Raw genomic sequence first — 12,969 nt, 5'->3', positions numbered from 1 at the left:
TGGATGCATGTTAAATTAAAATAGAAGCTGAGGTAATCCATCATATGCGTGAGGAATTTACAGATCATGCCGATACTTGGTATCGACTGCATGAGCAGAAGGCAGCACAATATTTTGCATCACTTCATGCTCAACTAAAGGAAAAAACATATACAGCAACGTTGATTAACGATTTTCATTTATGGAAGAAGAATCATATTCATTCTCATTCTTTGCTTTCTTTATTGTCACGAGGGAAGAAGAAGCCTGATTCAAAGGATTATCATCGCTATATCCAATGGTTGAATCATATGGGCAAGCTAGACGATTATTTAGATCGCAGCATTTCTTATATTTATATGAGGGATTTGGGGAAAGCGCTGCATTCTCCTGAGACACAGATTAGTATTCAGCGGCTAGTCACGAATATAAAAGATCATTTAATTCGTACTACTTCTGCTAGTAAGCAAAATCAAACTGAGTTCATGAGTATGGCGGGAGTATACCGTTGGGGACAGAAAGAGCACGTTGAGCAGGCAGTGATCTGGGTTCTTGATAAAATTAAGGCGGTTTCTGCTCATATTCCGAAAGAGATGAACGCAGAACATGCTATTCGCAAGCTTATTAAGATTATTTTGGGTGTAGTTCTTCATGTGCTTGATGAACTGGATGATACAACACCGCCTGCGGAGCGTGCACGATCCCTTGATGCAGCGCTTCGACTTGGGTACTGTTATGGACTGACGTATCCATTTATTGATGATCTGCTGGATTCCGACGCCTTGAACGAGTCTGAGAAAGAGCAATATTCGAATATGATTCGTACAGCCATTATTAATGGAGAAGTACCGGAGCTAGGGGAATGGGCGGGAAATAATGCAGACATTATACCTTTCATACACGCAGAGCTCCGCGATGCTTTTGAGTATATTAAGAATCATCAACGGTCATCAACGTTGAATACGTTCTTTGAGCAATCTTATGTGTTTTTTCATTCGCAGGACATTGACAGGGTAAAAGTACTTACGAATACCCACTACACAAATGAAGACCTGTACGTGCCTATTATTTTAAAATCAGCATCATCACGGTTAATTGTCCGCTCTGTTCTAAGTGCGGAAGTTGATGAAGGCTTTGACAATCGAACTTTTTATTATGGCATTTACAACCAGCTTGCTGATGACTTTGCAGATATGTTTGATGATATGAAAGAGGGATCGGTAACACCTTATACGTACTACTTAACATACCGAGATCAGCGGCCTGATTTGATTAATCCATTTGAAATGTATTGGGCAGTTATTTCGAATTTGATCCATAACGTATATCAGTCTGATGCCAAGACACGAGAAGTGATACTGAATCGTGCCATCAATGGCTTGAAGCGCTGTAAAGAACGTGTTGGAATTGAAAAATATAACGAAATGATGGGCCTATTCGCCTCTGGCATGCCAGATCTTAATCAGCTCATTCAGCAAATGGTTCGTAAAGCGGATGATGTTGATTTCTTTGATAAATTAGTCCGCGATCAGATGGTAACTACACTTCGAAATAATCGAATGGAGAAGGAACAGTTTTTCAATACGATCAAATCGGTTCGTAATCAAATTAACACGTTATTGCATATTCCGAAACATAACGGGATACCAGAGATGAAAGAATCGATTATCGATGCTGCCAATTACAGCCTTGAAAGTGGAGGTAAGCGACTAAGACCTATTATGGCATGGGTGATGGGGGTAAATGAATACGGACTTCCATCTACTGCAATTATGCCTTTGCTGCGATCGTTGGAGTATATGCATACAGCATCCTTGATTTTCGATGATTTGCCGTCGCAGGATAATGCTTCTACACGTAGAGGTCGACCAACGCTGCATCATATGCATAATAGTGCGATTGCTGAATTAACGGGATTATTTTTGAACCAGAAAGCAATGGGGGAACAGGCGTCTCTTCATGATTTTGATGCGAAAGCTGTACTGTCGTTGATACAATATTCGTCCGAAAGGGCAGCAGATATGTGTGCGGGACAGGCGATGGATTTGCAGTCTAAAGGAAAAGCGCTCACGCTAGAGCAGTTGAATACAATCTGCTTCTACAAAACGGGAATTGCATTTGAAGCATCGCTCGTTATGCCTGCTATTCTGGCGCAAGCACAAGAAACAGAAATTAGCACGTTAAAGAAGTTCGCTTATCATGCGGGTATTGCCTTTCAAATTAAGGATGATCTGCTTGATCTCGAAGGCGAGCAGCAATTACTTGGCAAGCCAGTTGGGCAAGATGCATACAACAATACTTCGACGTTCGTGACGATCCTTGGTAAAGAAGGCGCTAGGAAGGAAATGTGGGAGCATTATTGCCTTGCTACAGAGGCTTTGGTAGATATGCCGCGCAATACAACCTTTTTAAAGCATTTATTGAATTATATGATTCATAGAGAGTCTTAACTAAGAAGGATGTTGGCATACGACATTTCATACTAAAAAAGGTGCGAACTTATATGTTCACACCTTTTGCTGAAATTAACGAACAACTACACTAGCTGAAATGAACTTTCAGCAGAAGTAGAATACGTGGAATTCATTGATAAGAGAGAGTCCGGCCTGTAAATGGTCAGACTCTCTTTATTTGTTTATGAATAATCGCCGCTATATTTTACAAGTGTTTGATAATATGGAAATATGATGTTAATATTTAAGATGTGCTATTGAGGTATTTTAACAGGTGAGAGTAAGTGTTTGTCTATCGGAGTTGAAATACTAGCGATTGTAAAACTGTACGTAGCTTCCATTTCGTATGAAGTTCCCAAGAAAGCCCCAGTTTATCCAGCCACCATGACCGCCGTTTCGGAAAGTCCCACTCTGAAATACCCAAACTTTATAATAAATAGAACCATAATTTACGATAGTTTCTTCTTGTATACCAGAAAAACTCCACGAATGAGCTTGTTGTGTATTAAACACTAACACATTATAACGATTTCCCCATTTGTTATTGTAGAAATGAAGCGTATCTTTCACAAATTGTTCACGAGCATTCATCGTTGTAATGTCACCATCAGCTACATTCGTTATGGTGGGCTGTGCAGCAGGAGTTGGTGCGACATCAGGTGTAGCGAAAGCGGCTGTCACTCCAGATGTTAACATGAGCGTTAAGCTCAAACTGGATACTAGCATCATGCGACTAAATTTTTTCATTTTAATACCTCCTAAATTGTTTTTTGTGATATTCACATGTTCATACTAAATCTAGTATGTGTCTGCCGTGTGTTCAACTCCACAAAATGTGTACACATAGCAGACATAAAGGAGTGGTAGTAGTGAGTTATAGCGTACTTTTAATAGAGGATGATGCTGATATTCGTAATATAATGTGCCTATATTTCGAGAAGGAGCAATGGCAAGTACATGAAGCAGAAGACGGAGAAACGGCACTAGACATGATAAGAACTTGTTGTGTTGATTTGATTATTCTTGATATTATGCTGCCAAAGCGGGATGGCTGGAGTATTTGTCGATGGATTCGAGGATTTTCTTGTGTGCCTATTATTATTGTAACGGCGTATTGTAATGATGATGATCAATTAATGGGATATGAATTTGGGGCTGATGATTACATAACGAAGCCATTTAGTCCCAAGATATTAGTTGCACGCTCTACGATGTTAGTGAAACGTGCGGAGGGAACAGTAGGATTGGATCAACAGATCATTTCCTTTGGCCATGTGTCTATTAATAAGCAAAAAAAGTACGTCGAAGTGAATCGTTCCGAAGTAGGATTAGCGCCAAAAGAATATGAATTACTAGAATACTTGGTGAGAAACAAAGGGATTATTTTGTCACGAGAAGCGATACTTGATCATGTATGGGGATTTGATTTTTATGGGGATCATCGTGTTGTAGATACCCATATTCGCAAGATTAGAGCAAAGCTGGGAACGGAAGCTCGACATATTCATACCGTAAAAGGGGTCGGGTATAAGCTGGAAGTCAAAGATAAGGAGTAGCCCCACAACTACATCGTTTACATGCGTATGCAGAAGTCATTAGCGTAGTGGTGCACCAATTCGTTACACAGGACCAACTCATTAAGCTTTTGGTTAGGAAGGAACTAATCACGTATTAGATGCATAATACTTATTTGGCAATGTGAGAGAGGAATACAGAAGCCACCAAAGTGGTGGCTTTCATCATACATGGTATGGATTAGTTAGAGGTGAGCACTTTATCAATAATACCGTACTCTAGAGCTTCATCCGCGGACATAAAGTGATCTCGATCCATGTCCTTTTCTATTCTTTCTATAGACTGTCCCGTCCGATCTGCGGTGATTTGGACCAATTTCTCACGAGTTTTTAAAATCCGTTTCGCACTAATTGCAATATCGCTTGCCTGCCCTTGCACTCCACCATGAGGTTGGTGGATCATAATCTCACTATTAGGAAGCGCAAAGCGTTTACCCTTAGCTCCAGCGAGCAACAGCATGGCTCCGAAAGATGCCGCAAATCCAGTACAAATTGTATGAATTTGCGGCTTAATGTACTGCATTGTATCATAAATACCTAATCCAGCGCTTATCGAGCCTCCGGGGCTATTAATGTACATATAAATATCTTTATCAGAATCTTCGGCTGCGAGTAGAAGCAACTGTGCAATAATGCTGTTAGCAAGCGGGTCATTGATCTCTGAACCGACAAATACGATTCTGTCCTTAAGCAATCTTGAATAAATATCGTACGATCTTTCGCCGCGGTTGGTTTGCTCCACCACATATGGGATAAAACTAGACATGGCATTACCTCCGTGTTTATGTTTGAGTCATGTAACAACAAGTAAACGAATCCGTGAGTTCAAAAGGTACGCAGCAAGCGTAAATATAAAATGTATACGTTTAGCGTAACGTAACGCACGTATTAATCGTTTACCTATAAGATAATCTAAACAACGCAACGGATAAGGAGTTGACTGTGAAAGATGAGCCATTCATTAACGACATCACATGAGACGGTGAGCAACGATCTGGAACAGTTAAACGCTGTGCTTAGCCGATACTGTCTTTCGTTAACTCATTCTGTGTGGGATTCTGAAGATTTGGTGCAGGATACATGGGTGAAGGTTTTGGACAGGAAGCCGGAACAAGAACATAACAATCCTGAAGCACTATTGTTGCGAACAGCTAAAAATACGTGGATTGATCAAGTGCGCCGCAAAAAAGTACTGGATCGAATTTTGAATCAGGAAAGAGAGCAATGGGCAGAAGGTGAGAAACATCACATAGGCGGCAGTAGTACCTTTGACATCGAAATCGCTTTTTATTATGTGATGAAATATTTGTCCCCATTGCAAAGAACCGTCTTCCTACTACGCGGGGCGCTTGGTTATTCCGTTGCTGACACGGCAAACAAGCTTCAGACGACAGAGGGGGCAGTCAAGGCAGCGTATCATCGTGCGCGTAAAGAGCTGCAATCATTGAAAAATGATGACGATGCTGTAGATGCAATAGTTATCACTGACGAAGAGGACGTACAATGGAATCTGAGTGCGCTTGTTAGGGCATACGTTAATGGAGAGGTAGAAGAGGTAGTAAGACTTGTCCAAGGAGAACAAGGGATGCATTATGTATGTAACATTTCCTCGATGGTTTCGACTCGTGCACAAATGAAAAACAAAGCCCATCGTAATTGTGTGTTTAACGTATATGCATCGCTGGCTGCGTAATTGTATGAATTACGCAGTCTCCTTTCAATTGTTATTGAACATAAATAAATCTAATTATTGGTATTACTTACATCGTGTTGACAGCTAACGGCAGCCGATGTTACGCTTTTCATATTAACTTTAAGGAGGCTTGTAATCTATGACTCATTCTATGCGTTTAAGATAAGCTGGCAATAAAAAGGCGGATTTTCCATCCACTTTTGTGGGCTTTTTTTGAGCTGCTTATTTTTACGTAAGATGACATGGATTGCGAGCTAGGGTAGATTTATTTTCTATGCTTTATATGTTCATGTTCTTTCTCGTACTTACTGCAGAACTATGCCTACATGTCGGCTTGGATCTGTATTTTTTATTGCCTAAAGCAGACAAACAATAAAAAATACAGGGAGTAAATGGAAACATGAATAAACAAAATTGGAAGCGGAATTTCTTTACGATTTGGGCAGGGCAGGCTGTGTCACTGCTAACAAGTGCGGTCGTACAAATGGCAATTATTTTACATCTAACAGATACGACAGGTTCAGCAATGGTGCTTTCGATGGCGACGATGGTCGGATTTTTACCACAGGCTGTATTGGGGACGATGATTGGCGTGCTTGTTGATCGCTGGAACCGAAAATTGGTTATGATCGGTGCAGATCTTTTTATTGCAGCGGCTGGGGCGATCTTGGCAGTGATAGCACTTACAGCAGACTTGCCCATATGGGTCGTAATGGTCGTTCTATTCGTACGTAGTGTAGGTACCGCATTTCACACACCTGCATTAAGTGCTGCAACCCCCTTGTTAGTGCCGGAAGAGCAATTAACCAAATGCGCTGGGTACAGCCAATCCGTCCAATCGGTCAGCTATATTTTAAGTCCAGCAATCGGTGCTTTTCTATATGCAACATGGGAACTAGGAGCCATTATTGCAATTGATGTAATCGGTGCAATTATCGCTTGTATAACAGTAGCACTGGTCAAAATTCCAAATCCAGATTCACATGATGCAAGCGTAGAAAGTAGCTTTATTGAAGAAACAAAAGATGGCTACCGCGCATTCAAACAATCAAAGGGACTATTTGCTTTGCTTTGGATTGGTGCATTATATGCTCTTGTTATTATGCCAATCAATGCTTTGTTTCCCTTGATGAGTATGGGGTATTTTGGAGGAACAGCGATACATGTCTCTATAGTTGAGATTGTATTCGCAGTTGGTATGCTTGTCGGTGGTTTGCTGCTTGGAGCATGGGGAGGATTTAAAAAGCGTGCGCTGAGTATCATTTTCTCTATTTCATTGATGGGCATCAGTCTATTGATTTCAGGCCTGCTCCCGATAGATGGCTTTGTTGTGTTTGTGTTCTGTAGTGCTTTAATGGGCTTCTCCAGTCCATTCTACAGTGGGGTGCAGATGGCACTTATTCAAGAGAAGATTGAGCCGGAATATTTAGGCCGAGTGTTCGGTCTGTTAGGAAGCATTATGTCCTTTGCTATGCCGTTTGGATTGATTTTGTCAGGTATTTTCGCTGATCAAATTGGCATTGCGACCTGGTTTGTCTTGTCAGGTGTATGTGTATTAGGGATAGCGCTTCTATGTGCATTGATTCCATCAATAAGAAAGTTGTAACATGATTTTGGGTCATCCGTGTAAACGGGTGGCCTATTTTTTATGAAATAAACTGCATAGAAAGCGTTGTGACTGCTATAATATGGGATGTTAATATTTTCTATTTAAATAGAAATCATCTTTTTTATCGTTTAGGAGGCGGAGAAATGAGAAGGCGAATTACCATTGGCATGCTGCTCGTTTTTGTGTTAGCTTTTCCATCGTTACTGGCAGCAGCAGAAAAGAACAAATCGGTGGAAATTGAACTCAAGTATGGCTCGAATAACTCTTATGTCTACGAAGGATTCCGAAATAATGGAATAGATTATGTTCCGATGAATCAGATAAGTTCAGATAATCAGCTAACTGAGACGTATCGAGTTGGTGCCAAAACCTATGAATCTTTATTAAATGTTCAGATCCCACCGAAGTCGGACGTGTTTGGCAAATTTACAGCTTGGGAAAAAGATATCGTATTTCGAGTAGGAAAGAATTACGTGCGTGTGAATGGAAGCTACATAAAATTGAAAGGAACACCATTTGTTCATAAGGGTACTTTTTATGCACCTCTAGCTCCAGTGTTGGATGCATTAGAAATAAAAACAACTTATGACAAGAAGACGAAAGTATATAAAGTGGATACGTCTTATACGCCAACCTTCGATTATGCGAGCAAGACTTATAATAATATGACTTATCGTGTTGATTATAAGACAGGTAGAGTTCACGTGACAGATAAGAAGGGCAGACGTAAACTCCTCACAACATTAGACGAGCCCATTCATAAGAGAGCGGAAATTACATTTAAGAAGACGCCCAAAGGACATGTGATTCTGAACATCTTCGATGACCATGGCGAGCCGAGCATTAATATGAATAAACATATGCTGCTGCTAAAGAACGACAAGCTCATTCATAAAACACTCGCTGATTATCATAAACGATACGAAGATAATATCGAGGTAGTTGGATCTACTATTTTCATGACTAACGGTAAGAAACTAAATATGATTAGTGATGAGACTGGTAAAATTGTGAAAACTGTAGACTTAGTAGCTCTAGGTGGAGTGGATGATCAGTATTTTGTACCTATGGTAGGAGAAGATTATATTCTTATCCGACCTATGGAAAAAGGCTTATTGACGCTGGTTTATTTCGATAACAAGGAGAAGGTGCTGCTATACAAAGAGTTTCTGAACAAGCAAGAACAGGAGTACGCAGAGATGAATGATGTTCCCTATCATGGTGACTACCTCGAATTTGTGAAGCAAGAGGGGAATAAGCTATATTTCAAAAATAAAAGCAATTTGATTAAAGAAGATAAGACCTTGTACACGTATACGTTAAAATAAACAGGTAGAACTCGTTGCAGGACAGGCTGTAGCGGGTTCTTTGCTGTTTTACAGGTTACAAAGCAAGACGAGATTATGGATTTTCGGTGATTTCGTAATGATGTGTTTGTAATCCGTACCACTTTTATATTGACTAAACGTTCATTCAACAATAAACTTTGATCATCTTCTCATTACCAATTCATGGAGGGTTGCCGGATGGATTTGTATTATGAAGTACATGGTGAAGGAGAGCCTGTCGTCCTTGTGCACAGTGGTGCTGCTGATATAAGAGATTGGGCTTTTGTTACACCAATTTTGGCAAAAAAATATCAGGTCATTGTCTTCGACGGTCGTGGATGCGGCCAATCGCCTTCACCAACAGAACCAGCTAACTACGTGGAAGATTTGCTCGCCATAGTGGAACATCTGCAACTTGAACAGGCAACAATTGTAGGGCACTCGATAGGGGGCAGGATTGCAACCGATTTTGCTCTGACTTATCCGCATCGTGTTACAAAGCTTGTACTTGTAGCCCCAGCCTTGTCCGGGTTCCAACATAGTGAGGTATTCACGAAGAACATGTTGAACATCCAAGCGGCATCACCTAATGTTGGTAAAATGATTGAGATATCCTTGAACAACTGTATTTATCGTCTTATATTAGCTAGTCCGCAGCGAGAATACTTCATAGATCTGCACGCATCTAATATGTTAAAAATGTTCCATTGGAATACTTGGGAGTCGGTATGGCCGCAGCCTCCTGCTATAGAGCGTCTGGAGCAGCTTTTAACTCCAACTTGCTTTATTATTGGTACAGAAGACTCTTCGGATCTACATCAAATTGCGGAGCATTTTCAAGCCGTCCCAGACATCCGATTTGTTGAGATGAACGGAGTCGATCATAAGCCGACGCTAACTCATCCGGATCAACTCAGCCGTCATATACTTGAATTTTTGGAGGATTGATCGTAGCCGTGCCCCGCACCCCAGAAGAAAATGAACGCATCCGACAAGCTGCGAAAGAAAAAATTCATGCAGCGGCGATGGCGCTTTTTGTTAAAAAAGGTTATCATGCTACCTCGGTCGAAGATGTAGCCAAACAAGCGAACATATCAAAGGGCTTGTTATACAACTATTACAAAGGAAAAGAAGATCTGCTCGCAGCTATGATCCAAGTTCGAATTAAAGAAATTTCCGAAGTAATAGTCACAGCCGCTGCGATAAAGACACCGATTGAGCAGCTGCGCTATATCGTCGATGGTGCATTAGATAACGTATACCACCGCCCTGAAGTTTATCGGTTTTACTTAAACTTGCAAACACAGCCGGAAGATGACCATGTGCTTGCAGCCTACAGACAGCAGCTGAATGAGGAATCCCGCAAACAATTTGAAGTACAATGTCAAATCTTTGAGGGGCTCGGGGTAAAGGAACCGAGAATGAAATCGCTTTTCTTCTCTTCCGCGCTCCATGGCACCATGTTGATGATGGCAACTTATACGGAGGGATTCCCTGTAGAGAAGATGAAACAACAACTAATGCGAGAATACAGCATGAACTCATTCTAAAATAGGATGCGGCAGTTAGAGCACAATTACGTACTCTGAACTGCCGCTTTTTTATGTAAAATACTCAATTTTTGCTTGTGGAAAATAAGTGTTAATTAAACTGCCTAACGTATCTTTTATTTCTTCTTGTTCTGTATCGGTATAGACGTATTTTCCAATCCCATATCGACCCCATTTCCATTTACGCTTTGACTCTTCCAGCTCCAACTTTGTCATCGGATAGTTTTGTTGAATCACACGCTTGGCTGGTTTGGTGAAACGATGCTGAATCATTTCAAATGTTACATTGTTTTTTGCAGAAGCAGGGAGGGAGGATTCGAGGTTTTGGATAAGCTCTGTGTAGCCTTCCTTCCAAACTTCATGTAAATAGATCGGAGCAATAATAAATCCTAATGGATATCCAGCGCTAGCAACCTTAGCTGCAGCTTCGATTCGCTCTTGAAGTCTGGACGTTCCAGGTTCAAAATTTTTGATGATGTAGTCAGCATTGATGCTAAAACGAAAGCGCGTTCTTCCATTATGCTTGGCATCAAGCAGATGATCTACATGCGCAAACTTCGTTACAAACCGAAGCTGACCATGCTGAGATTGACCAAAATGCTCAATCGTTTTTTTCAATGTATGTGTCAAATGATCTACACCAACAATGTCTGACGTACACGATGCTTCAAAACGAGTAGGCTGTGGAGCACGCTCCAGCATATACTTGTCTGCTGCTTCTAATGTCCTCGACATTCACATAGGTTCGAATGTAGGGTTTACTTCCCATTGTCGTCTGCAAGTAGCAATAGTGGCAGTGTCCCATACAACCGGTTACTAATGGAATCGCATACTCTGCGGATGGTTTGGACGTATCAAACTTAAGCGTTTTACGAACACCAAGCACGAGTGTTGATTTCGCAATACGATATCGTTGGAAGTCATTTTCTCCAGGCAAGTTACGAATTTGGTTATGGGATGTCGTTTGTCTAATTTCTACACCCATCTGTTCAAATTTGTGGACCAACTCTTTGCCTAATGGATAATCCAATGCACTAGGTTCCACATAAACAAGCTGCGGCACAAATGGCTTAACCATAGTAATTCTCCGTATCTCCTATACCAGATATATCCCCCATGCCAAAAGCCTCTTGATATGCGAATTCTGCATCTTCCAAAGAAGAATACACAGCCACTTCATTTGTTAGCGGATAATAGGTTTCGTATAGAAATAGGGCCAGTCCGCTCGGAACTTCAGGATTGTGGACAACAGCGGCTTGCTGCACGTTAGCTACATCTTGCGAATGGGGGTTCCGTATAATGACATATACAACTTGACCAGGTGAAAAAGGGATGCTTTGCTCCATATTTTTATCGTACCCTTCTAAGATTGAATTCAGTGTCTATATTTTGCTTACCAGTATTAGTGTCCTAAACCAGATCATTTATGCTTGCAGCGCAATTCGATTTCATTTTTAGATGAACTTGTTGCAGGTGAATAACACTGTAAGCGAGAACAATATTATGAAAGTTATACATGTCTAGTGATGTTTAACAGATGCAAAAGGAGGTGCTGTAAAATGTCGAAGCAAGCATGGTCACAAGCAGGACTTGAGCGATTACAAGCAGTGGTTGCTGCACAGGTCGAGCAAGGAGCGCTCCCGGGCGTTGTTTACGCGGTAAGCCGTCAAGGTGAAACCCACGTGGAAGCGATCGGCACGATGGAAATAGCAGGTGAGCGACCGATGACGCGGGATTCGATATTCCGCTTGGCTTCGCTTACAAAGCCAGTGTCAGCCGTTGCGGCAATGATTCTAGTTGAACAGGGGATATGGAAGCTTGATGATGCTATCGATCATTGGCTTCCCGAATTGTCAGAACGTCGTGTTCTGCTTCATCCCGATGGGCCACTTGATCAGACTGTGCCTGCCAAACGTTCGATCACCATACGTGACTTGTTAACACTAAGACTAGGTATTGGTTTTGTTTGGAAGCCACCAGGCAGTACGCCAATTCAATGCGCGATGGAGGAGGCCGGCATTGCACCAGGGCCACATCGTCCTGTATTGCCGCCTGATGAATGGTTAAAACGGCTTGGCAGCTTGCCACTCATTCATCATCCTGGGGACGAGTGGATGTATGAAACAGGAAGTGAGATTCTTGGTATATTAATTGCCCGAGCATCTGGGTGCTCGTTAGAGAAATTTATGCGCGAACAGATCTTTGAGCCGCTGCAAATGAAGGATACTGCGTTCAGTGTGTCTGCTGAGCAAGTACATCGTCTGCCCACTAGCTATATGACGAATTGGGAAACAGGTGGACTAGCGGTATACGATGAACCAAGTAGCAGCAGTTGGCTCTCACCTTCTATCTTTTCTTCGGGGGCTTCTGGACTTGTCTCTACAGTAGATGACTATTTAGCGTTTTATCATATGCTCCTGAACAAAGGTGCCTATGAAGGAGGGAGCATTTTGTCATCATCATCGGTAGAAATGATGACTTCTGATCAATTGACATTGCCTCAAAGAGTAGCCAACCAAATCATTTTGAATGAAGGGGGAAGTTGGGGCTTGGGAGTAGGAATTGCGGTCGAGCGTACAAGTTGGTTTGAAAAGGGCAGCTTTGGATGGAATGGTGGCACGGGCACAAGTGCTTATATCGATCCTGAAAATGAAATGATCGGCATATTATTCACACAACGAATGATGGATTCCGCTGAACCTACCCCTATATTTGATGATTTTTGGACTCATGTCTATAAAGCTATTCCGAAATAACCGATCTATTTGTGATATGTACGAGGA

11 protein-coding genes and 1 pseudogene are annotated in these 12,969 nt (G+C 41.5%); 8 read left to right on the top strand and 4 right to left on the bottom strand.

Annotated features, from left to right (window positions below; translation table 11 throughout):
- The first annotated feature begins 44 nt into the window (after positions 1-44).
- The gene (locus IFO66_RS15575; RefSeq protein ID WP_192026047.1) at positions 45-2,429 is read left to right on the top strand and encodes a polyprenyl synthetase family protein; all 2,385 of its coding nucleotides are present in this window, start codon (positions 45-47) and stop codon (positions 2,427-2,429) included.
- Positions 2,430-2,741: 312 nt separating this feature from the next.
- On the opposite strand, the gene IFO66_RS15570 is transcribed toward IFO66_RS15575, so the two are convergent.
- The gene (locus IFO66_RS15570) at positions 2,742-3,179 is read right to left on the bottom strand and encodes a hypothetical protein (protein WP_192026046.1); all 438 of its coding nucleotides are present in this window, start codon (positions 3,177-3,179) and stop codon (positions 2,742-2,744) included.
- A gap of 122 nt (positions 3,180-3,301) precedes the next feature.
- On the opposite strand from IFO66_RS15570, the gene IFO66_RS15565 reads away from it, so the two are divergent.
- On the top strand, positions 3,302-3,988 hold the full coding sequence (locus IFO66_RS15565; protein ID WP_192026045.1) for a response regulator: 687 nt from the start codon (positions 3,302-3,304) through the stop codon (positions 3,986-3,988).
- A 199-nt stretch (positions 3,989-4,187) separates the two neighbouring features.
- On the opposite strand, the gene clpP is transcribed toward IFO66_RS15565, so the two are convergent.
- Positions 4,188-4,772, bottom strand: coding sequence for an ATP-dependent Clp endopeptidase proteolytic subunit ClpP (gene clpP / locus IFO66_RS15560; protein WP_192026044.1), 585 nt, complete (start codon positions 4,770-4,772; stop codon positions 4,188-4,190).
- A gap of 183 nt (positions 4,773-4,955) precedes the next feature.
- On the opposite strand from clpP, the gene IFO66_RS15555 reads away from it, so the two are divergent.
- From IFO66_RS15555 to IFO66_RS15535, 5 genes are all read left to right on the top strand, one after another.
- Positions 4,956-5,699: an RNA polymerase sigma factor gene (locus IFO66_RS15555; RefSeq protein ID WP_192026043.1), complete on the top strand. Its 744-nt coding sequence runs from the start codon at positions 4,956-4,958 to the stop codon at positions 5,697-5,699.
- A gap of 400 nt (positions 5,700-6,099) precedes the next feature.
- Entirely contained in the window at positions 6,100-7,305 is a 1,206-nt protein-coding gene (locus IFO66_RS15550) for an MFS transporter (protein WP_192026042.1), read from the top strand.
- A gap of 146 nt (positions 7,306-7,451) precedes the next feature.
- On the top strand, positions 7,452-8,636 hold the full coding sequence (locus IFO66_RS15545) for a stalk domain-containing protein (protein ID WP_192026041.1): 1,185 nt from the start codon (positions 7,452-7,454) through the stop codon (positions 8,634-8,636).
- A 198-nt stretch (positions 8,637-8,834) separates the two neighbouring features.
- A complete protein-coding gene (locus IFO66_RS15540; RefSeq protein WP_192026040.1) occupies positions 8,835-9,584 on the top strand; it encodes an alpha/beta fold hydrolase in 750 nt (249 codons plus the stop codon).
- Positions 9,585-9,592: 8 nt separating this feature from the next.
- Positions 9,593-10,186, top strand: coding sequence for a TetR family transcriptional regulator (locus tag IFO66_RS15535; protein ID WP_192026113.1), 594 nt, complete (start codon positions 9,593-9,595; stop codon positions 10,184-10,186).
- 51 nt (positions 10,187-10,237) lie between these two features.
- Here IFO66_RS15535 and splB read toward each other — a convergent pair.
- Both splB and IFO66_RS15525 read right to left on the bottom strand, forming a co-directional pair.
- Positions 10,238-11,264: pseudogene (gene splB / locus IFO66_RS15530) on the bottom strand (spore photoproduct lyase).
- Positions 11,257-11,532, bottom strand: coding sequence for a transcriptional regulator SplA domain-containing protein (locus tag IFO66_RS15525; protein ID WP_192026039.1), 276 nt, complete (start codon positions 11,530-11,532; stop codon positions 11,257-11,259). The pseudogene splB and the gene IFO66_RS15525 overlap by 8 nt, the downstream one beginning before the upstream one ends.
- Positions 11,533-11,745: 213 nt before the next feature.
- Between IFO66_RS15525 and IFO66_RS15520 the strand changes: the two genes are divergently transcribed.
- Positions 11,746-12,942, top strand: coding sequence for a serine hydrolase domain-containing protein (locus tag IFO66_RS15520; protein WP_192026038.1), 1,197 nt, complete (start codon positions 11,746-11,748; stop codon positions 12,940-12,942).
- The last annotated feature ends 27 nt before the right edge of the window (positions 12,943-12,969 follow it).

It is taken from the genome of Paenibacillus arenosi, from assembly GCF_014841135.1.
In the GTDB taxonomy this organism is placed as follows: Bacteria; Bacillota; Bacilli; order Paenibacillales; family Paenibacillaceae; genus Paenibacillus_B; species Paenibacillus_B arenosi.
The sequence above is the reverse complement of the archived record's forward strand: the minus strand, read 5'-3'. Positions and strand labels throughout refer to the sequence as shown.